Source organism: Micromonospora echinaurantiaca (assembly GCF_900090235.1).
In the GTDB taxonomy this organism is placed as follows: Bacteria; Actinomycetota; Actinomycetes; order Mycobacteriales; family Micromonosporaceae; genus Micromonospora; species Micromonospora echinaurantiaca.
The window spans coordinates 6,850,131-6,872,319 of the sequence record NZ_LT607750.1 but is presented as its reverse complement, the minus strand read 5'-3'; the positions used below and the strand labels follow the sequence as shown (position 1 = coordinate 6,872,319).

The following is a 22,189-nucleotide window of genomic DNA, read 5'->3' as shown; positions in this document are numbered from 1 at the left end:
GCGGGCCGACCCGCCGGCTGGTTCTGGTGGGAGGTCCGGGATGCTGGGGTCACGGGAACGAGGCGGGGCGCGTCGGCGGTTGCGTACCGGCGCGGCGGTGGTGCTGGCGGCGGTGCTGCTCGGCTCGGCGGCCCGGGTGGCGCCGGCCGCCGCGGACCCGCTACCGATCAACCCGACGGTCACCGCCACCGTCTGGGCACACTCGCCGACCACCGCCGAGTACCGGATCACCGGCGGCTACAGCGCCAACTCCGCCGAGGGCGACGTGATCGTGCGGCGGACCGGCACCGGGGCGTACACGGTGACCCTGGAGGGCGGGGCGACCACCGGCGGGGTGGCGCACGCGGTGGCGTACGGCGGCGGGCCCGTGCACTGCACGATCGCCGGCTGGTACCGCAGCCTGGTCGCCCCCGACCTGCTGATCCAGGTGCGCTGCTTCGCGGCGACCGGCGCGCCGGTGGACAGCCGGTTCGTGGCCACCTTCACCAACCGCAAGCAGATCCACCAGGGCCGGCTGGCCTGGTTCGTCACCGACCAGGCGGCGCCCACCGGGGTACGCACGCTGCCCGCCACCTACCGGTACGACTCGACCGGTGGGGAGATCCGGTACGAGCGGCTGGCGACCGGCCGCTACCAGTTCCACATGAACCCCCACCCGCCCAGCGAGTACGGGCACCCGTACTTCCCGCTGACCCACGTCACAGCCCTCGGCACCAGCGCGGTGAACTGCCAGATCTCCTGGCCGGACCACTTGCAGGTCCGTTGCGCCAACGCGGCCGGCATCCCGGTCGACGCCCGCTTCACGGTCACCTACGGGGTGCGCATCGACCTGCTGGGCCACTCGGCCGGCCCGCGCTTCGCCAGCGGCACCCTCTACGGCGAGTACGCCAGCGGCGGGCTGATCAGCGGCGACTCGTACAACTCGGTGCTGGCCGACTACGGCGGTGCGCGGGGCACCCTGCTCGGCACCGGGCGCTACCAGATGACCTTCCAGGGCACCGGGACGACCTACGGCACCGCCTTCGTCAACGCGCACGCGCCGCACTTCGACAGCCAGCCGATCCGCGGCCACTGCGTGCTGGCGAGCTGGTTCCGCTCCGGCGCGGACACGGTCGTCCTGGTCAACTGCTACGGCTGGCTCGGGGTGCCGGCGAACCTGAACGCGCGCATCTCGTACACCACCTGGCCGTTCGCCTGACGCGTCCGGCGGCCGGCGGTGGCCCCGGTCAGTGGCGGCGGAGGAGGTAGCGGGCGCGCCGGCCGGCGTCGGCGAAGCCCAGCCGGCGGTAGAGCGCGCCGGCCGGGTTGTCGTCGTTGACGCAGAGCCAGGCGTCCCGGGCGCCGTCGGCGGCGAGCGACCGCAGCGCGGCGGCCACCAGGTACGCCCCGACCCGCCGCTTCCGCCAGGCCGGCACCACGCCGACCTGGTCGATCCACACGCCGATGACGTTGACGAAGCCGACCGGCTGCCCGTCCGGGTCGCGGGCCAGCAGCGACAGGTCCGGCCGGTACTCGTCGTCGTCGGCCAGGTCACCGAGCCACTCCTCGGCGGTCGGCGCGGCGAAGCCGGGGCGGTCCGCGAACGACGCGTGGTACGTCGCGAAGAGTTCCGGCCCGACCTGTGGGGTGACCGGCTCGGTGCGCAACCCGTCGGGCAGCGCGACGGCCGGGAGCGCGGTCAGGTCGTGTCGCAGCACCGACTCGGCGAAGGTCTCGTGCAGGCCATGGGCGGTGAAGAGCCGGTCCGCGCCCGGGCTCCACGACTCGGTGGTCACCACCAGGTCGGCGTCGCCGGCCTGTTCGCTCGCCCAGCTCAGCAGCCGGCTGCCGAGGCCGCGACCCCGCCAGTCCGGGTGCACGATCCCGGTGGCGGTGGCCGGCCGCGCGGTGGCGTCCGTGGTGGTGTCCGGCCGCTCCGGGACGCCGACGCCGACGGCGGCGACCAGGCTGTCCCCGTGCCAGGCGGCGAGGGTACGGGTCTGCAGCAGGCGGGCCCGCAGCAGCGGCGGCTGGGCGAACAGCGGCAGTCCCCCGTCGGCGGCGAGGCACGCCTCGGCCAGCCCGGTCAGGGCCGGAAGGTCGTCCGCGTCGAACTCGCGCCAGCTGAGCGTGTCGATCCGATCCACCGTGCTACTTCCTCGTCCCCGCCCGCGGCCGCCTCCGGCCACGCGTCCGGCGGTCAGTAGGCACCGGGACCGCCGACCCCGTCAACCGGATTCACCCGACCACGATCCCGAGCACCGCGGACATGCAGCGGAAGGACTCGGGCCCGAAGAGCGCGGGAGTGGGACGGACGCGTACCAGGCCGGGCGGAAGCCGGGGCGGAGCGGAAACCGGGGCGGCGGAGGGGGTCAAGGGGCGGGGAGTTCGGGGCCGCCGTCGAGCAGCGGGGCGAGCAGGTCGCCGGACTTCTCCACCCGCTGGAGCACCTCGCCGGCCGTGTAGGGGCGGGTGGCGGGACGCTTGCCGGCCGCCCCGGCGGCGACCTCGTCCCAGGTCAGCGGGGTCGACGCCGACGGCACCGCCTGGGCCCGCAGCGAGTACGGCGCGACGGTCGTCTTCGCCGCGTTGTTCTGGCTCCAGTCGATGAAGACCTTCCCGGGCCGCAGGTTCTTCGCCATCTTCGACACGATCAGCTTCGGGTGCGCCCGCTCCAGCTCCTGGGCGATCCGCTTGGCGTAACCGGAGACGAAGTCGGAGTCCTGGGTGCCGGCGATCGGGCAGCACAGCTGCATGCCCTTCTTCCCCGACGTCTTCGGATAGGACGAGATGCCGTCGGCAGCCAGCCGGTCGCGCATCAGCAGCGCCACCTGGCAGCACTGCTTCAACGCGGCCGGCGCGCCCGGGTCCAGGTCGACGACCATCATGTCCGGGTGCTCGCCGATCTTCCACTGCGGCGTGTGCAGTTCCAGCGCGGCCAGGTTGGCCAGCCACACCAGGGTGGGCAGGTCGTCGGCGACCACATAGTCGATCGTCTCCCGGCCCTTGGTCGACCCGGGCGCGGGCAGCGTCTCCACCCGTACCCAGTCGGGGGTCGAGGCCGGCTTGTTCTTCTCGAAGAACGACTTGTCGTCCACCCCGTTGGGGAAGCGGATCCGGGTCAGCGCCCGGTCGGTCAGGTGCGGCAGCAGCACCGGGGCGATCCGGGTGTAGTAGTCGATCACCTCGCCCTTGGTGAACCCGGCCGCCGGGTAGAGCACCTTGTCCAGGTTGGACAGCTCCAGCGAGCGGCCCTCGACCTCCACCCGGAGCCGGTCAGCCGGCATCGTCGACCTCCTCCGCGGGCTTGTCCGGTCGCAGCCGGAGCACCCGGGGGAACCGCAGTCGCCCGTCCGGGGTGCGCTGGCCGTACTTCACCTCCACCACGACGGTGGGTGTTACCCAGATCGCCCCCCGGGCATCCTCGCGCGGCACGTCGCCGGCGAACGGCGACGCGCCGGCGCGCAGCGGCTCCAGTTCGCGCAGCAGTTCCCGCTCCAGGGCGGCGCCGATGCCGCCGCCGACCCGGCCCCGGTAGGTGAGCCGGCCGTCCGGGCGGGGCACCCCGACCAGCAGCCCGCCGATCTTGCGGGCGCCCGGCCGCCAGCCGCCGACCACGAAGTCCCCGGTGACCTCCAGCTTGACCTTGACCCAGTCGGGCGAGCGCACCCCCGGTCGGTAGGCCGACTCGACCCGCTTGGCCATCACCCCCTCCAGGCCGTGCTCACCGGCGGCCTCGTAGGTGGCCGGGCCGTCGAGGAAGAGCGGCGACACCGCCCACCGGGCACCGCCCAGCATCAGGCCGTCCAGCGCCTCCCGGCGGCGGGCGTATGGCCAGCCGGTCAGGTCCTCGCCGTCGAGCCGGAGCAGGTCGAAGATCATGTACGTCACCGGCATGACCGCCGCCAGCCGGGCGGCCTTGTTCCGGTCCCGCACGTGCATCCGCTCGGCGAGCGCGGTGAACGAGGGCTGCCCGGTCTCGCCGAGCAGCACCACCTCGCCGTCGAGCAGCGCGTCGTCGACCTGGGTACGCAGGGTGGCCAGCTCCGGGTACGCCAGGGTGATCTGCACGCCGGAGCGGGCGTACAGGTGCTGGCGCCCGCCGGAGATGTCGGCGAGGGCGCGCACCCCGTCCCACTTGAACTCGTACGCCCAGCCGTCACCCGCCGGGAGCTGCCCGGTCATCGCGAGCATCGGCTTCAACGGCGCGCCGGGCACCTCATGACTGTAGTTGCCGGCGGAAGCGCTCGCGCCCGCTTCGATCATTTGCGATCCTGGGCTGTACCGGGGAGAGGAGCACGGGATGCGAGCCATCTGGAAGGGTGCCGTCTCGTTCGGGCTGGTCTCGATCGCGGTGAAGCTCTACTCGGCCACCGAGGAGAAGGACATCCGGTTCCACCAGGTGCACCGGGACGACGGCGGCCGGATCCGCTACAAGCGCACCTGCCAGGTCTGCGGTGAAGAGGTCAGCTACGACGACATCGCCAAGGGCTACGACATCGGCGGCGGCGAGATGGTGATCCTCACCGACGAGGACTTCGCCGAGCTGCCGCTGAGCACCTCGCACGCGATCGACGTGCTGGAGTTCGTGCCGGCCGAGCAGGTCGACCCGATCCTCTACAACAAGGCGTACTTCCTGGAGCCGGACGGCGCGGCCACCAAGCCGTACGTGCTGCTGCGCGACGCGCTGACCGACTCCGAGCGGGTGGCCATCGTCAAGGTGGCGCTGCGCCAGCGGGAACAGCTCGCCACGCTGCGGGTCCGTGAGGGCGTGCTGCTGCTCAACACGATGCTCTGGCCGGACGAGATCCGTAAGCCCGACTTCGGCTTCCTGGACGAGGATCTCAAGGTCCGGCCGCCGGAGCTGGCGATGGCCAGTTCGCTGATCGACTCGATGGCCGGGGACTTCCAGCCGGACGAGTTCACCGACGACTACCGGGCGGCGTTGCAGGAGGTCATCGACGCCAAGGTGGAGGGTCGCGAGGTGGTCCAGCCGGAGGAGGTCGAGGAGGCCCCGGCGGCGGCGGTGGACCTGATGGCCGCGCTCAAGGCGTCCGTGGAGCGGGCCAAGGCGGCCCGGGGCGAGGCGCCGGCCCGGGGCGGCGGCGCCGAGCCGACCCCGATCTCGGCGGCCCGCTCGGCGAAGAAGGCGGCCGAGAAGAAGGCCGCCAAGGCGCCGACCAAGAAGGCGGCCGAGAAGAAGGCGGCCCCGAAGAAGGCGGCGGAGAAGAAGGCCGCGCCGAAGAAGGCCGCCGCGGCGGAGAAGAAGACCGGGGCCAAGAAGGCCGCCCCGAAGAAGGCCGCCCGCAAGACCGCCTGACCCGGAGCCACGCCCGCCAACGCCCGGATGGCCTGCGCACCGTGAACTGGTCGACCCGTAGAACCGGCAGTGCGCGCTCCACCTGCGGTTTTGGATTGACGTCCGGTTGTAGGAACAGCTCGACCCCGTAGCCAATCTTCACTGGCCAAGCGGCTAATGCCAGTAGTTGCCTGGCGTAGCAAAGATCGCTCCGTGACAAGTAACCCTCCAACCACCCCTTGGCCCGGGCAACAGCCGCCACTGGTCGGGCCTGACGGCCACCAGCCAATGGCGGCACCACCGCCCACGAACGGGCGCAAGCTCGGCGCCGGCGCCATCATCGGAATCGTCGTCGGCGCGGTACTACTTGGCTGCTGCGGCTTGGCCGGAATCGGTGCGATCGTCGGCGGAGACAGTACGCCGGAGGCATCGGCAAAGCCCTCCGCCCAGGCAGTGGCCGCTCCCGCCGTCACCTCGGTCGCACCGACGACGCCGGTGGCCCCGACGACGACTGCCGCCTCCCCGACCGCTCCGGTGACGACGGCACCAGTGCCCCCGCCAGCACCTACCACTGTGGTCATGCCGAACCTGGTCGGCATGAACGCTGCCGTGGCGGAGGACAAGCTCAAGCAGTTGGGCCTGACCAACATCCGGTTCGGGAGCCAGGACCCGAACGACACCTTCGTGGTCCTGCCGCAGAACTGGACGGTGACCAAGCAGTCGCACAAGAAGGGCACGAAGGTCGGCCTGGACGAGCTCGTCGTGTTGACCTGCACGAAGCAGCGCTGACCGCCGAGGGACCGCCCCAACTGTTGTCCGCTGACTACCACAACGGCGACCCCGGTCGAGGCACATCGCCCCGGCCGGGGCCGCCGTGGCGTTCAGCCCCGGCCGAGCTTCTGTGTCGGGGTGATCCGGACGATCACCCGCTCCTCACCGGCCCGCCGGAACGGGTAGCGGTCCTGCCCGAGGTACTTCTGCGCCATCCGGTCGATGTGCTCGTCGGCCCCCTCCTCGACCAGCTCGGCGGTGCCCTTCACCCACAGGGTGCGGAAGTCGTTGGCCTTGTCCGCCACCGAGACCGCGACCTCCGGGTTGCGCCGGATGTTCTGGTACTTGACCCGGCCCTTGGCCGTGTTGAACAGGATGTGTTCGCCGTCGGTGTCCACCCAGACCGGGGTCACGTGCGGCGAGCCGTCGGCCTCGACGGTGGCGACGTGGGCCAGCTGCGGCTCGGCGAGCAGGGCAAGGTCTTCGTCGGTGAGGATCGCCATGGTCGGAATCTACCGGCGCAACCGCCCGGCCACCCGGTATCCGACGTTGCCTTGACGTCGGCGGCAAGGTCTAGCGTGGGCCGCGACGCCACCGGCGAGGGAGGTCGGATGCTGATCGGCGAGTTGGCTGAGCGCGCCGGCACGAGCACGCGTGCGCTGCGCTACTACGAGACGCACGGGCTGGTCCGGCCGGGCCGCTCGGCGAACGGCTACCGGGTCTACGACGAGGCCGAGCTGGCCGTCGTACGGGAGATCCGGTCGCTGCTCGCGGTGGGCTTCGGCCTCGACGACATCCGGCCGTTCGTCGCCTGTCTGCGGGCCGGCAACAGCTCCGGCCACGTCTGCCCGGACTCGGTGGCGGTGCTGCGCCGCAAACTGGCCGAGGTCGACGCCGGCATCGACCGGCTGCAAACGGTCCGGCAGGAGCTGCGGGACCAGCTCGCCCACGCCATCGCCCAACGGGAGGAAACATGCCTGAGGTTGCGCAGAGCGGCTCGCTGACCGCGGTCACCGACGCCACCTTCGACTCCGCCGTACTCGCCGCCGACCGGCCGGTGGTGGTCGACTTCTGGGCCGACTGGTGCCCGCCGTGCCGGGCCATCTCGCGCAGCCTGGCGGAACTGGCCGACGAGTTCGCCGGCCGGCTGGACATCACCACGATCAACTCGGACGAGAACCCGGAGACCACCCGCCGGTACGGGGTGATGTCGCTGCCCACCCTGCTGGTGTTCGACCGGGGTGAGCTGGTCGGTTCGATCGTCGGGGCGCGGCCGAAGAACCACCTGCGGGCGGCGCTGGGCCGACACGTCGGCGACGCCTGACCGGGGTGTCGGCCGGGCCGGTTACGCTCCGCCGGCCGACACCGCCCCCGGAAGGACCGTCATGCCGTACGCCCCCGACCTGCACCGGCTGCTGACCCCCGGCGCCCGCTACGCCGACGAGCACGGCACGTACGTCATCGAGGCACATCCGGTCGACGACGTCGTGCTCCCCACCGGCCAGGTGGTCGGCTGCGACCCGCTGGTCTGCCCGGAGGCCGAGCCGTTCACCGTCACCGTGCCGCCCGGCCGCTACCCGGCGCGGGCCTGGGTGGCGGTGGTGCTGCGCGACGGCGCCGAGGCGGACCGGCGGGTGGCCGCGCTGGAGCTGGTGGTGCACGACGAGCCGGCCGTGCGGTGGGAGCTGGCGCTGGTCGGCGACCAAAACGCCGCGACCCTCGACGACGACGGCTACTTCGGCTTCGGGGTGGACGCCGGCACGGCCACGCTGGCCGACCCGACCGCGCTGGAGGTGCTGTCGGGGTGGGACTACGACCAGGTCGAGGACGTGTTCATCCCGGCCGAGCTGCCCGAGGCCCCGGTGCCCGGGTTGATCACCGCCGTGCTGGACGAGACGTCCGGCGCCAACGTGGTGACGGTCTCCTCGGGCTGGGGTGACGGCTGCTACGGCACCTGGATCGGGCGGGCCGAGGACGGCCGGATCACCTCGTTCGTGATCGACTTCATGGTGGTCCCCGACCCGGACTGACCAACGCTCCCACCCGCCCGGCTGCGGCGGTTCGTGCCCGCCCGGCACCGGCGTCCGTTCGGGCCAGCCGGATGCGGCACGGTGGGCGTCCGGGCGGGTACCGTGTGCGTCGGCTTTCCCCCCGGCAGCGATGCCGGCCACCACCTCGCAGCAGGGAGTCGACGAGTGAGCGAGCGCACGCAGAACCGGTCGAAGTCGGAGCGGCGGCTAGCCGCCCAGTTGGCGGCGCAGAAGGCGGCCGAGGCGAAGCGCCGCCGGCAGGCGTGGCTCGGCGGTCTCGCCGGTATCGCCGTGGTGGCGGTGCTGATCACGGTCTTCGTCGTCGTCAACCGGGGTGACTCCGGCGATAAGGCCGGCGGCGACGCGTCCGCCTCCGCGTCCGCGCTGGACCCGGCGCTGAAGACCAAGCCGACGGTCGGACCGGGTCAGGGTGAGCTGACCAAGCTCACCGTGACCCCGCTGATCAAGGGCACCGGCCCGGCCGTGCAGGCGGGCCAGACCATCAGCACCAACTACGTCGGGGTGTTCTACTCCGACGGCAAGGAGTTCGACTCGTCCTGGGAGGGCGGCCAGCCGGTCAGCTTCGCGATCGGCGTCGGACAGGTCATCAAGGGCTGGGACCAGGGCCTGGTCGGGGTCACCGTGGGCAGCCGGGTGCAGCTCGACATCCCGGCCGACCTGGCATACGGCAACGACTCCTCCGGCGGCCGCCCGGCCGGCCCGCTGCGCTTCGTCGTGGACGTGCTCTCCGCCCAGTGACCCGACCGGTACGCCCGGCTTGTCACCACAGATCGATGCAGTTGCCCACACAGGGCTTCCGAGCCGTCACCCGCCGGCAGTAGGTTCAGCGTCACCCCGGGCGGCCGCGCCGTCCCGGGGTGACGACGGACCGGACGTGGAGGGGCCCGTGACGGACGACCCAGGGCGGACCGCCCGGCTGATGTGGACGCACTTCGAGCCGGTGCACGCGGTCACCTACTTCCACCCGCGGGCCCGCGCCGCGTACGAGGCGGTCGGGTTGCGCGGCTACTGGCGGGGCTACTTCGCCGGCCGGGCCGCCCCGCTGGGCCCGACCGACGCCGCCCCGGTGATCGCCGCGTTCTTCAGCTTCGCCCCGCACATGGTCGCCCGGGCGCTGCCGGCCGTCTGGCGGCTGGCCACCCCGGTGGAGGCGCTGCGGGCCCGGCTCACCGGCGCGGTGCAGGCGCTCGCCGAACTCACCTACGAACTGCCCGAGTCGCACCTGGCCGAGGCCGCCGACCTGCTGGAGGCGGCGGCCGGCACGCTGGAGCCCGCCGGCCGGGTGCTCGGCGCGGCCAACGCCGCCCTGCCCGCCGGCGAGTACCCGCTGGCCCGGCTCTGGCAGGCCGCCACCACGCTGCGCGAGCACCGCGGTGACGGGCACGTGGCCGCGCTGGTCGCCGCCGACCTCGACCCGGTCGAGACGCTGGCCTTCCGGGTGACGGTCGACCTGTCCCCGCAGCACCTGACGGGTCGGGGATGGTCGGAGGAGCAGTGGGCGGCGGCCCGGGACCGGCTGGTCGAGCGCGGCTGGCTCACCCCCGACGGCCAGCCGACCGAGCGCGGCCGGGCCGGGTTCCAGGCCGTCGAGGACGCCACCGACGCCGCTGCGTCACGCCCCTGGCGCCTGCTCGGCCCGGACCGCACCGCCCGGCTGCGCGAGCTGCTCGACCCGATCGCCCGCGCCGGGCACACGGTGATCCCGCCGAACAGCCCGATCGGCCTTCCCGCGCTGCCGGCCTGACCGGCCGGTCGACCGACATCCCTGCCGGGTTCGCCCCGGCTGGCCCCGACCGGTTCCCGCGCTGGCGGCCCGACCGGCCCCCGGCCGTTCCCCAGGATGACCCGGCCGCTGGTTCCGCCGGCCGCCGTCACCCTGCCCGGCCAGGTCGGCCAGCCGGCGCGGGTCGGTGACCACGACGCCCCGCCGACCGCCGCCGTCACCCTGCCCCGGCCAGGTCGGCCAGCCGGCACGGGTCGGTGACCACGACGCCCCGCCGGCCCGCCCGCACCGCCCCGGTCAGGGCCAGCCGGCGCAGCGCCCGGTTGACCGTCACCCGGCTCAGCCCGAGCACCCGCGCCAGGTCCTCCTGGGAGCCGCGCCAGCCGACGTCGCCGGCCGCCAGCAGGAACGCGGCCACCCGTACCGGGGCGGGCTGGGTGGTGGTCGTGGCCAGCCGGTCCCGGCCGGCGAGCGCGTCCCGGGCCAGGTGGCGCAGGACATGGGCGCGGACGCCCTCCTCCCGGTCGAGCAGCAGCCGGAAGTCGGCCCGGGGCAGCAGCCGCGCGGTGCCGGCCTCGACGGCGAGCAGGTCGGTCGCCGGGACGGTGTCGGCGAGCAGCGCGGGCTTGTCCACGATCGCCGGGCCGGTCCACCGGGCCGGCCAGACCTCGCCGCCGGCCGGGGTGACGTGCCGGCTGACCACGGTGCCGGTCAGCAGCAGCAGGAACGGGGACGGCTCACCGGCCCGGCGCAGCACCGTACCGGCCGGGAAGCGGACCGGCCGGCTGGACCGGACGAGCTGCCGCAGGGTCGCCGGGTCGGCGTGCCGCAACGCCGGGATGTCGGAGATCGCCGTCATGTATCCCTTGATACAGCGCCCCGCGCCGGGCTGCCCCTATCGTGCCCCACATGTGGATCGTGGAACTCGCCTTCACCGACGCGCCGGAGCGGCTCGCCGCCCGGCCCGCGCACCGGCAGTTGTTGACCGCCCTGCACGCCGACGGGATCGTCCGGATGTCCGGCCCGCTGGCCGACGACTCCGGCGCGGTGCTCGTCTTCGACGTGCCGGACCGGGCGGCGTTGGACCGGCTGCTCGCCCAGGACCCGTACTACTCGACGCCGGGGGTGCGGGTGGTCGGGGCGCGGGAGTGGACGCCGTTCCTCACCTGAGCCGGCCGGTCGGGCAGGATGGGGACGTGGTGGATGCGGTGGTCTTCGACCTGGACGGCGTGATCGTGGATTCCGAGCCGGTCTGGGAGGAGGTCCGGCGGGCGTACGTGGCGGAGCACGGCGGGACGTGGCAGGCCGACACCCAGCGTCGGCTGATGGGGATGAGCACCGGGGAGTGGTCCCGCTACCTGAGCGCTGAGCTGGGCGTCGGGCGCAGCCCCGAGCAGGTCGCCACCGAGGTGGTGGAGGAGATGACCCGGCGGTACGCGGCCCGCGTACCGGTCATCGACGACGCCCCGGCGGTGGTGCGCCGGCTGGCCGGGCGGTGGCCGCTCGGCCTGGCCAGCTCGTCACCGACCCGGCTGATCGCGGCGGCGCTGGCCGCCACCGGCCTTACCGACCAGTTCCGGGCGACCCTGTCGACCGAGGAGACCGAGCGGGGCAAGCCGGCGCCCGACGTCTACCTGGCCGTGGCGCGGCGGCTCGGCGTCGACCCGGCCCGCTGCGTCGCGGTGGAGGACTCCTCGAACGGGGTGCGCTCGGCGGCGGCCGCCGGGATGGCCGTGGTGGCGATCCCGCACGGCGCGTACCCGCTGGACGACGACGCCGCCGAGCTGGCGGCCGTGGTGCTGGGTTCGGTCGACGAGTTGACCACCGAGACCGTCGACCGGCTCGGCTGACCGGTCTTTCCCCCGCACTGTCCGGTTGTACGGTTTGCGAGGCGGCCGGCATGAGCGCGGGTCGGTCGGGTACCGCAGCCGACGGCGCGCCGAGCCGGCCCGCCGGGCGGTCGGAGTGAGGAGACGGCGATGAAGGCGATCGTGTACGAGCGCACCGGCGACGTCTCGGTGCTGCAACTGGTGGACCGGCCGGTGCCGGAGCCGGGGCCGGGCGAGGTGCTGGTGCGGGTGGCCGTCTCCGGGGTGAACCCGACGGACTGGAAGGCCCGCCGGCAGTGGCCGCTGCCGGCCGGCTGGCAGACCCCCGGGCAGGACGGCGCCGGGGTGGTCGAGGCGGTCGGCGAGGGGGTCGACCAGGAGCTGATCGGCGAGCGGGTCTGGCTCTGGGAGGCCGCCTGGCAGCGGCCGTGGGGCACCGCCGCCGAGTACACGGTGGTGCCGGTCCGGCAGGCGGTACGCCTCGGCGACGCCTCCTTCGACCTGGGCGCCTGCCTGGGCATCCCGTTCCTCACCGCGCACCGCTGCCTGACCGCCGGCGAGTACATGCCGGACAAGCTGCACGCCGGCGCCCTCAGCGACCACACCGTGCTGGTGCAGGGCGGGGCGGGCGCGGTCGGCAACGCGGCCATCCAGCTCGCCCGCTGGGCCGACGCCTGCGTCATCGCCACCGTCAGCAGCGCCGAGAAGGCGCAGCTCGCGGCGGCGGCCGGCGCCTCCTTCGTGGTCAACTACAAGGAGCAGGACGTGGTGGAGGAGGTCCGCAAGATCGCGCCCGACGGGGTGCACACCATCGTCGAGGTCTCCGCCGCGCGCAACGCCGCCACCGACGTCCAACTGCTGCGTGCCGGCAGCGCGGTCTGCGTGTACGCCGACGACGGCGGTGACGAGGTCACCCTGCCGATCCGGACGTTGATGGTGCCGAACGCGCGGTGGCAGTTCGTGCTGGTCTACACCGAGCCGAAGGCGGCCAAGGCGCAGGCCGTCCGGGACGTCGCCGCGGCGGCCGCCCAGGGCGGGATCCGGGTCGGCGAGGAGGCCGGCCTGCCGCTGCACCACCACCCGCTCTCGGCCACCCAGGCGGCCCACCGGGCGGTGGAGAACTCGGTGGTCGGGAAGGTGCTGATCACCACCAGCGAGTGACGGCGGGCCCGGCGGTCGGCCGCTGGCGCGGCCCGGTCAGCCGGCGGCGTTGCCGGCGCGGGCCTGGGTGGCGGCCGCGCGGACCAGCTCGGTGAGCACCTCGACGTCGACGTCGGCGAGGCGCTTGACGTAGAGGCAGCCCTTGCCGACGGTGTGCCGGCCGAGCCGGGCCAGCAGCTCCGGCTTGCCCGGGAACTCCTCGGGCAGGTAGAGCGTGGTGGCCGCCTTGCGCGGCGAGAAGCCGACCAGGAACCAGTCCAGCTCGCGCCCGGTGGCGTAGCGCAGCCGCCGCTGACCGAAGCCGACGATGCTGTCGCCCCACATCGTCGGCGACTCGCCGGTGACCTCCCGCATGAGGTCCCGCACCGCCGTCGCGTCGTCGCGGCGGGCCTCGTCGGGCACGGCAGCCAGGAAGTCGTCGACGCTGGCGGCGGTCGGGGCGGTCTTGAGGGTGGCCATGGGACGCCTCCTGGGCTGCGGTCGACCGGTGGACCCGGTCCGCCCGGATCGTACGAGGGCACCCCGACAGATCCGCCGGCAAGCCCCTGAGCTGCGGGAATCCGAACGTATTTCGTCGTTCCGCAGGACAGAGGCGAACAAGTTTCGCAAGAATGACGGTGCGGGTCGCCCCGCATGGAACGGGCGGCCCCGGCGCGGTGCGAACGCCGGGGCCGCCCCTGGGGAGGGATGTCTCTCAGGAGTGTGTCCCTACCCAGTAGGCGACGGTGCCCGAAAAAACGTTACGGCGTTGCCAGTTCCCGTACATCGAGCCCACCCTCGGCGTAACGGGACCGGACCACCTTCTTGTCGAACTTGCCGACGCTGGTCTTCGGCACCGCGTCGACGAAGGCCCAGCGCTCCGGCAACTGCCAGCGGGCCACCGACCGGCCGAGGAAGTCGCGCAGCTCCTCGACGGTGACGCTGGCCCCCTCGCGGACCACCACGGTGGCCAGCGGACGCTCGTCCCAACGCTGGTCCGGTACGCCCACCACGCAGGCCTCCAGCACCGCCGGGTGGGCCATCAGCGCGTTCTCCAGCTCGACCGAGGAGATCCACTCGCCGCCGGACTTGATGACGTCCTTGGCTCGGTCGGTCAGGGTGATGTAGCCGTCGGCGGAGAGCGTGCCGACGTCGCCGGTACGCAGCCAGCCGTCGCGGAACTTCTCCTCGTCCGGGGCGTCGTCGCCGACGTACCGGGCGGTCACCCACGGCCCGCGGACCTCCAGCTCCCCCACGGACGTGCCGTCGGCGGGCAGCGGCTCGCCCAGCGGGCCGACGATCCGCGCCTGCACGCCGGCCGGCACCCGGCCCTGGGTGTAGCGGTAGCGCCAGGCGTCGTCGCCGGTCGCCCCGGCGGGCGGCCGGGAGACCGAGCCGAGCGGGGACATCTCGGTCATCCCCCAGGCGTGGATGACGTCGATGCCGTGCCGGTCGGCGAACGCGTGCATCAACGCTGGCGGGCAGGCCGAGCCGCCCACGATGACCTCCTTGAGCGAGGAGGTGTCCACGTCGTGGCTGTCCAAGTAGGCCAACAGGTCGGTCCAGATGGTCGGCACCGCGCCGGCCAGGGTGGGCCGCTCGGCGGCGATCATCTCGGCGATCGGCGCGGCCTGGAGGAACCGGTCCGGCATGATCAGCGACGCGCCGGAGAGGAACGCCGCGTACGGAAGCCCCCAGGACATCGCGTGGAACATCGGCACGATGGCCAGTTCCCGGTCGGTCGGGCCGAGCCCGAAGCCCTCCGGCATGCAGACCTGGAGCGAGTGCAGGTAGATCGAGCGGTGCGAGTAGGCCACGCCCTTCGGGTTGCCGGTGGTGCCGGAGGTGTAGCAGAGCGCCGCGGCGTCCCGCTCGTCGACCTCGGGCCAGTCGTACGTCTCGGGCCGGCCGGCCAGCAGCTCGTCCCAGTGGTGGACGGTGATCCGGTCGCCGGCCGCGGCGACCAGCGGGGCCGGGTCGCCGCCGCCGACCACCACCACGTGCCGTACCGTGCGCAGCTCGCCGATCACCCGGGCCAGCAGCGGGATCAGCGTGGTGTCGACCAGCACCACCCGGTCCTCGGCGTGGTTGGCGATGTAGGCGACCTGGTCCGGGAAGAGCCGGATGTTGAGGGTGTGCAGCACCGCGCCCATGCTCGGCACCGCGAAGTAGGCGACCAGGTGCTCGTTGTTGTTCCACATGAACGTGCCGACCCGCTCGTCGCCGGTCACGCCGCACTCGTCGCGCAGCGCGTGGGCGAGCCGGGCGGCGGTCCGGCCGACCTCGGCGTACGTCATCCGGCGGGGTTCGGCGCCGGTCCAGGTGACCACCTCGGCCGTGCCGTGCACGGTGGAGCCGTGGTCGAGGATCCGGGAGACCTGGAGGGGGGCGTCCATCATCGTGCTACGCATGGGTAACAAGCTAGTGTCGCCGGTCACACCTTGGGAACCCTGGAAAACCCGTCCACCCTCGGCCGGCCCCGTAAATTGTCCGGGTGAGCATCTCCTGGGCTGATTCGTACGTCGGGCAGCTCCGCGCCCTGGCCGGCGACCGGACGCTGATGTTCGTCGGCGCCCGCGCGGTGGTGCGCGACAACGCCGGACGGGTGCTGCTGATCCGCCGCTCGGACAACGGACAGTGGGCGATGCCGGCCGGCGCGATGGAGCTGGGCGAGTCGATCGCCGACTGCGCGGTCCGCGAGGTGCGGGAGGAGACCGGGCTGCGGGCGCTGCGGGTCAGCGCGTTCGCCCTCTACACCGGCCCGGACCGCACCCACACCAACATGTACGGCCACACCTACCAGATCTTCACCACCGCGTTCCGGGTGGAGGAGTGGGACGGCCAGCTCGCCCGGGTGACCGACGAGACGATCGACGCCAGCTTCTTCCGCCGCGACCAGCTCCCGGCCCCGCTCTCGGCCAGCGTCAACGAGACCCTCGCCGACCTCGACGTCTTCGAACAGACCAACCGCCTGATCCTGAAGTGACCGGCGCGGCGTGAGGGCTCCACCGGCCCGCCCGGGTCGGATCAGAGCAGGGTCTGGCTCTTCGCCTCCATCTCGGCGGCGGCCTCTTCCTTGGACTCCCTGGTCAGCGGCTTGCCGCCGGGGGCGGGCGCCTCGCCGCCCAGGCCGTCCGTGCCGCCGGTGGCCCCCTCCGGGCCGGCGCCGCGCAGCCGGTCGTCCGGCAGCGCCAGGGTGACCAGCACGGCCAGGATGGCGATCACCCCGGCGGTCAGGAAGACCCGGTCCAACGATTCGACGAAGGCCGTCTGCACCGCTGCACGTACCGGGGCGGGCAGCGCCATGATGGTGGCCGGGTCGTTCACCGAGATGTCCGCGCCGCCGCTCGCCGCGACCGCGGCCTGCTCCGGCGGCGGCAGCTGGGCGATCGCCGCGGGCAGCCGGTCGGCCAGCCCGGAGGTGAGCCGGGCGGAGAGCACCGCGCCGAGGATGGCCACCCCGAACGCGCCGCCCAGCGACCGGAAGAAGGTCGCCGCCGAGGTGCCGGCGCCCAGGTCCCGCATCGAGACGGCGTTCTGCACGGCGAGGATCAGCGACTGCATGCAGAGGCCGAGGCCGACGCCGATCACCACCATGAAGCCGAAGGCCAGCCAGAGCGAGGTGCCCACGTGCAGCTGGGTGAAGAGCAGCATGCCGACCAGCAGCACGGCCGAGCCGATCACCGGGAACCACTTGTAGCGGCCGATCCGGCTCATCGCCCGCCCGGTGAGCACGGAGGTGACGATGATGCCGGCCATCATCGGCAGCATCAGCAGACCGCTGCGGGTGGGCGAGGCGCCCTTGACGATCTGCAGGTAGAGCGGGATGAAGATGATCGACCCGAACATCACCAGGCCGAGCACGAAGCCGGCGCTGTTGGCCAGGGCGAAGGTCCGGCTGCGGAACAGCCGCAGCGGCAGGATCGGCTCGGCGACCCGGGCCTCCTGGAGCACGAAGAGCACACCGAGCACCGCGCCCGCCACCAGGAGCCCGACGATCACCCCGGAGCCCCAGGCGTACTCGTTGCCGCCCCAGCTCAGCGCGAGCAGCAGGCAGCTCACCCCGGCGACCAGCAGCCCTGCGCCGAGCCAGTCGATGGCGTGCTCGCGGCGGGTGAACGGGACCAGCCGCATCACCCGGGAGCAGACCAGGATGGCCAGGATCGCCAGCGGCACGTTGATGTAGAAGATCCACCGCCAGTCGGTCTCCGCGAAGTAGCCGCCGACCAGCGGGCCGGCCACCGAGGAGATGCCGAAGACCGCGCCGAACAGGCCCTGGTAGCGGCCCCGCTCCCGGGGCGGCACCACGTCCGAGATGATGGTGAACGCCAGCGTCATCAGGCCGCCGGCGCCGAGACCCTGGATGCCGCGGGTGACGATCAGCTGGGTCATGTCCTGCGACAACCCGGCGAGCAGCGAGCCGACCAGGAACGTGCCGATCGAGAAGAGGAAGACCGGCCGGCGGCCGAACAGGTCGGCCATCTTCCCGTACAGCGGGGTCGACGCGGTCGAGGCGAGCAGGTAGGCGGTCACCACCCACGAGTAGTGGTTGATCCCGCCCAGCTCGCCGACGATGGTCGGCAGCGCGGTGCCGACGATGGTCTGGTCGAGCGCGGCCAGCAGCATGCCGGTCATCAGGCCGAGCATCAGCAGGCGGATCTGGCGACTGTTCAGCGCGGGTGGGGCGTGCTCCTCCGTCGTCATCCCCGCCCCTTTCCCACCCCCCGCAGAACATGCCCCGCACTGGCCACTTCTACGTTGATCATGAGGTTGACGGCGCATTCGGAGATCGACTTCACCGTCAACCTCATGATCAACGCAGTGGGTCAGGCGAACTGGGTGAGGAGGGCGGTGCAGAAGGCGGGGAGGTCTCCGGGTTTGCGGCTGCTGGTGAGGTTGCCGTCGGTGACCACGGGCTCGTCGACCCAGGTGGCGCCGGCGTTGGTCAGGTCGGTGCGGAGGCTGGGCCAGGAGGTGATCCGGCGGCCGCGCACCACGTCCGCCTCGATCAGCGTCCACGGCCCGTGGCAGATCACCGCCACCGGCTTGCCGGCCTCGAAGAACGCCTGCACGAACCGCACCGCGTCCGGATCGGTCCGCAGGAAGTCCGGGTTCGCCACACCACCGGGCAGCACCAGCCCGTCGTACCCGCCGGCGTCCGCGTCGGCCGCGGCCACGTCGACGTCGTACGTCTTCGACTGGTCCAGGTGGTTGAAGGACTGGATCGAGCCGGGCTTCAGCGAGACCAGCTCGACCGTCGCGCCGGCCCGCTCGACCGCCTCGCGGGGCTGGACGTACTCGACCTCCTCCACGCCGTCGGCGGCCAGGAAGGCGATCCGCTTGCCCTGAAGTGTCGTCGCTGCCATCTGGGTGCTTCTCCTTTCCGGGGTACCCGAAATCCCTTCCCGCACCGAGGTGCCCGAAACCGTCGGACCACCGTCGGCCGGTGAGTTCGCGGTCACCCACGCCGCTGACGGCCGTCGATCGGCCGAGCCGCGCCGGTGCGGCGCGCGGCCCGGGGGCCCCGCAGGTTTGACCCGCCGGACCGGGGGGACCCCGAAGGGCATGGCAGGAGCAGCAGCGGAACAGCGCCGGCTCGCCACCGTCGTGGAGAGCTGGTCGGGTCGTCCCGTCCTGGTGATCGGCGACGCCATGCTCGACGAATGGCGGTTCGCCGAGTCCGACCGGCTCTGCCGGGAGGCACCCGCCCCGGTCCTCACCCTGCGCCGGCGGATCTCCGCGGCCGGCGGGGCCGCGAACACCGCGGTGAACATCGCCGCGCTGGGCGGCCGGGCCGTGCTGGTCGCCCCGATCGGCGCCGACGTCGCCGGCGACGAACTGCACGACTGTCTCGACCGGGCCGGCGTCTGGGACCGTACGGTCAACCAGCCGGGCCGGCCCACGCCGGTGAAGCGGCGGATGCTGGCCGGCAACCAGATCCTGCTGCGGGAGGACTCCGGCGACCCGGACGACCCGCTCACCGACGACGGGGTGGCCCGGCTGCTCACCGCGCTGGACTGCGCCACCGAGGAGCTGCGCGCGGCCGCCGGTGGCGTAGCGCCGACCCTGGTGGTCTGCGACTACGCGCTGGGCGCGCTGCCCGCGCCGGTACGCGCCTGGCTGGTCGCCAACCGCGACCGGTACGCCACCGTGGCGCTGGACGCGCACGACCTCGCCGACTGGCGGGGCCTCGCGCCGACCGTGGTGACGCCGAGTTTCGCCGAGGCCACCCGGCTGCTCGCCCGGGCCGCCGGCACCCGGTCCCGCGGCACCGCGCTGCACCTGGACCATCCGGACGGGGACCCGGCGGAGGGCCCCTCCGAGCTGACCGTCGGGGCCGCGCCCGGCGGGGCCGGCCTGCCCGACAGCCCGGTACCGGACCGCCCGGACGAGGCGGTCGGCCTGGCCGCCGGGCTGGGGCCGACCGGGGAGCCGACACCCGGCGAGGGCCGGGTGGCGATGACCGGGGACGGGCTCAGCGTGACCGGCACCGGGGTGACCGTGAACGCCACGGCCGGCGAGGGGGTCGACCGGGCGGTGCTGGCCGAGTCGCGCCTGGCCGAGTTGCGCGCGCACACCGGCGCGGACGTGGTGGCGGTGACCCTGGACACCGAGGGGGCGGTGGTCGGCGGGGCCGACGGCGAACCCCGGCGCAGCCACAGCACCCCGGTGCCGGCCAGCCACGCGGTCGGCGCGGGGGACGCGTACCTGGCCGCGATGACGCTGGCCCTGGCCGCCGACGCGCCGCTGTCGACCGCCGCCCAACTGGCCCAGCTCGCCGCCACCATCACCGTCTCGGACACCGGCACCTGCGTGTGCGGCCGGGAGGACCTGCTCAACGCGCTGGACGTGCCGGCCGACACCGGGCACCCGGCACTGGTCGGCGCCGACGAGCTGACCACCATCGCCGCCGAGCACCGCGCCGCCGGCCGCTCGATCGTGTTCACCAACGGCTGCTTCGACGTGTTGCACCGCGGCCACGTGCGCTACCTGGAGCAGGCCCGGGCCCTCGGCGACCTGCTGGTGGTGGCGGTCAACTCCGACGGCAGCGTACGCCGGCTCAAGGGCGCGGACCGGCCGGTGAACCCGGTGGAGGACCGGATCGCGCTGCTCGCCGCGCTGTCCTGCGTGGACCACGTGGTGGTCTTCGAGGAGGACTCCCCGGCCTCGCTGATCGAGTCGGTCCGCCCCGACGTCTACGTCAAGGGCGGCGATTACCCGCCGGAGCTGGTGCCGGAGGCCCCGCTGGTGCGGCGGCTCGGCGGCCAGGTCCGCACCCTCGGCTACGTGCCGGACCGGTCCACCTCGGCGATCATCGACCGGATCCGGGCGCACAGCCAGGACCGCGAAACCGACCCGTCGCTGACGAGCAAGCGGTCGTGAACCGGCCGCTCGACCCGGGCTCGGCCGACGGGTTCCGCGCCGACCGCGTGCTCGACGTGCTGATCCCGACCCGCAACCGGCCGGCCGAGCTGGCGGTCACCCTCTCCGGGCTGGCCGCCCAGGAGGGCGTGCCGGGGTTCGGGGTGGTGGTCAGCGACCAGTCCGACGACGATCCCGCGTTCACCCACCCGGCGGCGGCCACCATGGTCCGGGCGCTGCGGCACCGGGGCCACCCGGTGCTGCTGACCCGCCGGCTGCCCCGGCGCGGCCTGGCCGAGCACCGGGCCTACCTGCTGTCCGCCTCGACCGCCCGGTACGTGCTCTGCCTCGACGACGACGTCTGGCTGGAGCCGGGCACCCTGCACCGGCTGGTCACCGCGATCGGCGAGCTGGGCTGCGGTTTCGTCGGCAACGCGGTGCACGGCCTCTCCTACCTCGACGATGTCCGGCCGGAGACGCACCGGCACTACGAGGAGTGGATCGGCCCGCCCACCCCGGAGCGGATCCGTCCCGGCACCCCGGAGTGGGACCGGGCGCAGATCCACCCGGCGGCGAACCTGCTGCACGTCACCGGCAAGCTGGACCTGCCGCCGGGGGCGTGGCGGGCGTACAAGGTCTCCTGGATCGGCGGTTGCGTGCTCTACGACCGGGCGAAGCTGATCGACTCGGGCGGCTTCGACTTCTGGCGGCGGGTGCAGGAGAAGCACCAGGGCGAGGACGTCGCGGCGCAGCTCGCCGTGCTGGCCCGGCACGGCGGCGCGGGCGTCCTGCCCAGCGGGGCGTACCACCTGGAGTCACCCACCACGGTCACCGAGCGGGACGTGGAGGCGTGGGAGGTCGTCCTCGCCGAGACCGACGCCCAGCCGGCCTGACCACAGGGCACCGGCGGGTCAGGGCGCGCCGGGTTCCGGGCGCAGCAGCTCGCGGGCGGCCTCCAGCACCTCGACGGTCGGCACGTCGGTGACGAACGAGTCGCGGTGCGGGCACTCGCCGTCGCCGGGCCGGTGCGGGTAGATGCCGGGCGTGCAGTCCACCCCGCAGACCGGGCAGTGCACCGTCCAGGAACTGATCGGCCGGTGCCGGCCGCGCAGCGGGTTCGCCACGTTGATCAGGTTGCCGACCCAGAAGATGCCGACCGTGGCGGTGGCCACCGCGGCGGCCAGGTGCACCGGCCCGGTGTCGTTCGACACGACCAGCTCGCAGCCGGCGTAGCAGCCGGTCAGCCCGCCCAGGCTGAGCGTGCCCACCTGCGGCCGCAGCGGCACCCCGGCCGCCGCCACCACCCGGTCCACCACGTCCTGCTCGGCGGCGGTCCCGGTGACCAGCACCTCGTACCCGTCACCGACCAGTTCCCGGGCAACCTCGGCGAACCGTTCGGCCGGCCAGCGCCGGCGGGTGTCGGTGGCACCCGGGTGCAGCGCCACCCGGGGTCGCTCCGGTGGGCCGAGCACCTCGGCCGCCTCGGCCCGGTCGGCGTCGGTGACGGCCAGGGTGGGCACGATGGTGGTGGCCGGGGCGCCGACCAGCGCCGCCACCTCCAGGTAGCGGATCACCTCGTGCTGGTAGTAGACGTACCGGATCCAGCGGTCCAGCGGCGCCGCCCCCTCGGTCCGCAGCCCGGCGGTGACCCGGGCGCCGAGCCGGCTGACCAGCGGGTTGGAGTTGGCGCCGCCGCCGTGCACCTGCAACGCGAGGTCGAAGCGCTCCTTGCGGGCCGCGGCGAGAAAGTCGTCCAGCCCGGACTCCGGCTCGCCCGGCTCGGGACCGCGGATCCCGGGGGCCGGGGGCACCACCAGCACCCGGTCCACCGGGCCGGGGCGGTCGCGCCAGAGCTTCGCGTGCCACGGCGCGCCGAGCAGCACGATCTCCGCCTCCGGGTACGCGGACCGCAGCGCGTCCAGCGCCGGCAGCACGAAGAGGAAGTCACCGAGCGCGTTGGCCCGCAGCACGGCGATCCGCTCGACGTCGGGCACGGGCTCGGCGGTCGGGCCGAGCAGGGCCGGGGTGACCACGC

24 protein-coding genes are annotated in these 22,189 nt (G+C 73.5%); 14 read left to right on the top strand and 10 right to left on the bottom strand.

Annotated features, from left to right (window positions below; translation table 11 throughout):
• Positions 1 to 40 precede the first annotated feature (40 nt).
• Complete coding sequence (locus GA0070609_RS31270; RefSeq protein WP_157748343.1) at positions 41 to 1,198, top strand: hypothetical protein; 1,158 nt, start codon at positions 41 to 43, stop codon at positions 1,196 to 1,198.
• 28 nt (positions 1,199 to 1,226) lie between these two features.
• Here GA0070609_RS31270 and GA0070609_RS31265 read toward each other — a convergent pair whose 3' ends face one another.
• From GA0070609_RS31265 to ligD (GA0070609_RS31255), 3 genes are all read right to left on the bottom strand, one after another.
• Positions 1,227 to 2,126: a GNAT family N-acetyltransferase gene (locus GA0070609_RS31265; protein WP_088997111.1), complete on the bottom strand. Its 900-nt coding sequence runs from the start codon at positions 2,124 to 2,126 to the stop codon at positions 1,227 to 1,229.
• Positions 2,127 to 2,351: 225 nt separating this feature from the next.
• On the bottom strand, positions 2,352 to 3,266 hold the full coding sequence (ligD, locus tag GA0070609_RS31260) for a non-homologous end-joining DNA ligase (RefSeq protein WP_088997110.1): 915 nt from the start codon (positions 3,264 to 3,266) through the stop codon (positions 2,352 to 2,354).
• On the bottom strand, positions 3,256 to 4,197 hold the full coding sequence (gene ligD, locus GA0070609_RS31255) for a non-homologous end-joining DNA ligase (protein WP_088998077.1): 942 nt from the start codon (positions 4,195 to 4,197) through the stop codon (positions 3,256 to 3,258). Before ligD (GA0070609_RS31255) ends, ligD (GA0070609_RS31260) begins: the two co-directional genes overlap by 11 nt.
• 85 nt (positions 4,198 to 4,282) lie before the next feature.
• On the opposite strand from ligD (GA0070609_RS31255), the gene ku reads away from it, so the two are divergent.
• Both ku and GA0070609_RS33445 read left to right on the top strand, forming a co-directional pair.
• On the top strand, positions 4,283 to 5,299 hold the full coding sequence (ku, locus tag GA0070609_RS31250; RefSeq protein WP_088997109.1) for a non-homologous end joining protein Ku: 1,017 nt from the start codon (positions 4,283 to 4,285) through the stop codon (positions 5,297 to 5,299).
• A 558-nt stretch (positions 5,300 to 5,857) separates the two neighbouring features.
• On the top strand, positions 5,858 to 6,067 hold the full coding sequence (locus tag GA0070609_RS33445) for a PASTA domain-containing protein (RefSeq protein ID WP_157748342.1): 210 nt from the start codon (positions 5,858 to 5,860) through the stop codon (positions 6,065 to 6,067).
• A 92-nt stretch (positions 6,068 to 6,159) separates the two neighbouring features.
• Here GA0070609_RS33445 and GA0070609_RS31240 read toward each other — a convergent pair whose 3' ends face one another.
• Positions 6,160 to 6,552, bottom strand: coding sequence for a PPOX class F420-dependent oxidoreductase (locus GA0070609_RS31240; RefSeq protein WP_088997107.1), 393 nt, complete (start codon positions 6,550 to 6,552; stop codon positions 6,160 to 6,162).
• A gap of 108 nt (positions 6,553 to 6,660) precedes the next feature.
• Between GA0070609_RS31240 and GA0070609_RS31235 the strand changes: the two genes are divergently transcribed.
• The 5 genes from GA0070609_RS31235 (at position 6,661) to GA0070609_RS31215 (ending at position 9,844) form a co-directional block, all read left to right on the top strand.
• Complete coding sequence (locus GA0070609_RS31235; RefSeq protein WP_088998076.1) at positions 6,661 to 7,053, top strand: MerR family transcriptional regulator; 393 nt, start codon at positions 6,661 to 6,663, stop codon at positions 7,051 to 7,053.
• Positions 7,023 to 7,373 carry a thioredoxin gene (gene trxA, locus GA0070609_RS31230; protein ID WP_088997106.1) on the top strand — a complete coding sequence of 117 codons (351 nt, stop codon included), beginning with the start codon at positions 7,023 to 7,025 and terminating at the stop codon, positions 7,371 to 7,373. Before GA0070609_RS31235 ends, trxA begins: the two co-directional genes overlap by 31 nt.
• Positions 7,374 to 7,434: 61 nt before the next feature.
• On the top strand, positions 7,435 to 8,079 hold the full coding sequence (locus GA0070609_RS31225; protein WP_088997105.1) for a DUF4241 domain-containing protein: 645 nt from the start codon (positions 7,435 to 7,437) through the stop codon (positions 8,077 to 8,079).
• A 165-nt stretch (positions 8,080 to 8,244) separates the two neighbouring features.
• Positions 8,245 to 8,838 carry an FKBP-type peptidyl-prolyl cis-trans isomerase gene (locus tag GA0070609_RS31220; protein WP_088997104.1) on the top strand — a complete coding sequence of 198 codons (594 nt, stop codon included), beginning with the start codon at positions 8,245 to 8,247 and terminating at the stop codon, positions 8,836 to 8,838.
• A gap of 148 nt (positions 8,839 to 8,986) precedes the next feature.
• Positions 8,987 to 9,844 carry an SCO6745 family protein gene (locus GA0070609_RS31215; protein WP_088997103.1) on the top strand — a complete coding sequence of 286 codons (858 nt, stop codon included), beginning with the start codon at positions 8,987 to 8,989 and terminating at the stop codon, positions 9,842 to 9,844.
• Between the two features lie 196 nt (positions 9,845 to 10,040).
• Here the strand turns inward: GA0070609_RS31215 and GA0070609_RS34970 are convergent, their stop codons facing one another.
• A complete protein-coding gene (locus GA0070609_RS34970; protein WP_088997102.1) occupies positions 10,041 to 10,682 on the bottom strand; it encodes a Crp/Fnr family transcriptional regulator in 642 nt (213 codons plus the stop codon).
• Positions 10,683 to 10,732: 50 nt separating this feature from the next.
• On the opposite strand from GA0070609_RS34970, the gene GA0070609_RS31205 reads away from it, so the two are divergent.
• From GA0070609_RS31205 to GA0070609_RS31195, 3 genes are all read left to right on the top strand, one after another.
• Positions 10,733 to 10,993: a YciI family protein gene (locus GA0070609_RS31205; protein ID WP_088997101.1), complete on the top strand. Its 261-nt coding sequence runs from the start codon at positions 10,733 to 10,735 to the stop codon at positions 10,991 to 10,993.
• Positions 10,994 to 11,019: 26 nt separating this feature from the next.
• Positions 11,020 to 11,673: an HAD family hydrolase gene (locus GA0070609_RS31200; protein WP_088997100.1), complete on the top strand. Its 654-nt coding sequence runs from the start codon at positions 11,020 to 11,022 to the stop codon at positions 11,671 to 11,673.
• 129 nt (positions 11,674 to 11,802) lie between these two features.
• Positions 11,803 to 12,813, top strand: coding sequence for an NADPH:quinone reductase (locus GA0070609_RS31195; protein ID WP_088997099.1), 1,011 nt, complete (start codon positions 11,803 to 11,805; stop codon positions 12,811 to 12,813).
• 36 nt (positions 12,814 to 12,849) lie between these two features.
• Here the strand turns inward: GA0070609_RS31195 and GA0070609_RS31190 are convergent, their stop codons facing one another.
• Both GA0070609_RS31190 and GA0070609_RS31185 read right to left on the bottom strand, forming a co-directional pair.
• The gene (locus GA0070609_RS31190) at positions 12,850 to 13,272 is read right to left on the bottom strand and encodes a DUF1801 domain-containing protein (RefSeq protein WP_088997098.1); all 423 of its coding nucleotides are present in this window, start codon (positions 13,270 to 13,272) and stop codon (positions 12,850 to 12,852) included.
• A gap of 281 nt (positions 13,273 to 13,553) precedes the next feature.
• The gene (locus GA0070609_RS31185; protein WP_088997097.1) at positions 13,554 to 15,203 is read right to left on the bottom strand and encodes a fatty acid--CoA ligase; all 1,650 of its coding nucleotides are present in this window, start codon (positions 15,201 to 15,203) and stop codon (positions 13,554 to 13,556) included.
• 83 nt (positions 15,204 to 15,286) lie between these two features.
• On the opposite strand from GA0070609_RS31185, the gene GA0070609_RS31180 reads away from it, so the two are divergent.
• Positions 15,287 to 15,778, top strand: a complete 492-nt coding sequence (locus tag GA0070609_RS31180) for an NUDIX domain-containing protein (protein ID WP_088997096.1) — start codon at positions 15,287 to 15,289, stop codon at positions 15,776 to 15,778.
• A 41-nt stretch (positions 15,779 to 15,819) separates the two neighbouring features.
• Here GA0070609_RS31180 and GA0070609_RS31175 read toward each other — a convergent pair whose 3' ends face one another.
• Positions 15,820 to 17,496: an MDR family MFS transporter gene (locus tag GA0070609_RS31175; protein ID WP_088997095.1), complete on the bottom strand. Its 1,677-nt coding sequence runs from the start codon at positions 17,494 to 17,496 to the stop codon at positions 15,820 to 15,822.
• Positions 17,497 to 17,618: 122 nt separating this feature from the next.
• The gene (locus GA0070609_RS31170) at positions 17,619 to 18,158 is read right to left on the bottom strand and encodes a type 1 glutamine amidotransferase domain-containing protein (RefSeq protein ID WP_088997094.1); all 540 of its coding nucleotides are present in this window, start codon (positions 18,156 to 18,158) and stop codon (positions 17,619 to 17,621) included.
• Between the two features lie 199 nt (positions 18,159 to 18,357).
• On the opposite strand from GA0070609_RS31170, the gene rfaE2 reads away from it, so the two are divergent.
• Positions 18,358 to 20,175 (top strand): D-glycero-beta-D-manno-heptose 1-phosphate adenylyltransferase, encoded by a 1,818-nt coding sequence (rfaE2, locus tag GA0070609_RS31165; protein ID WP_088997093.1) that lies wholly within the window; start codon positions 18,358 to 18,360, stop codon positions 20,173 to 20,175.
• Entirely contained in the window at positions 20,172 to 21,047 is an 876-nt protein-coding gene (locus GA0070609_RS31160; protein WP_088997092.1) for a glycosyltransferase family 2 protein, read from the top strand. The genes rfaE2 and GA0070609_RS31160 overlap by 4 nt, the downstream gene beginning before the upstream one ends.
• Before the next feature lie 18 nt (positions 21,048 to 21,065).
• On the opposite strand, the gene GA0070609_RS31155 is transcribed toward GA0070609_RS31160, so the two are convergent.
• Positions 21,066 to 22,187, bottom strand: coding sequence for a glycosyltransferase family 9 protein (locus tag GA0070609_RS31155; RefSeq protein ID WP_088997091.1), 1,122 nt, complete (start codon positions 22,185 to 22,187; stop codon positions 21,066 to 21,068).
• Positions 22,188 to 22,189 lie beyond the last annotated feature (2 nt).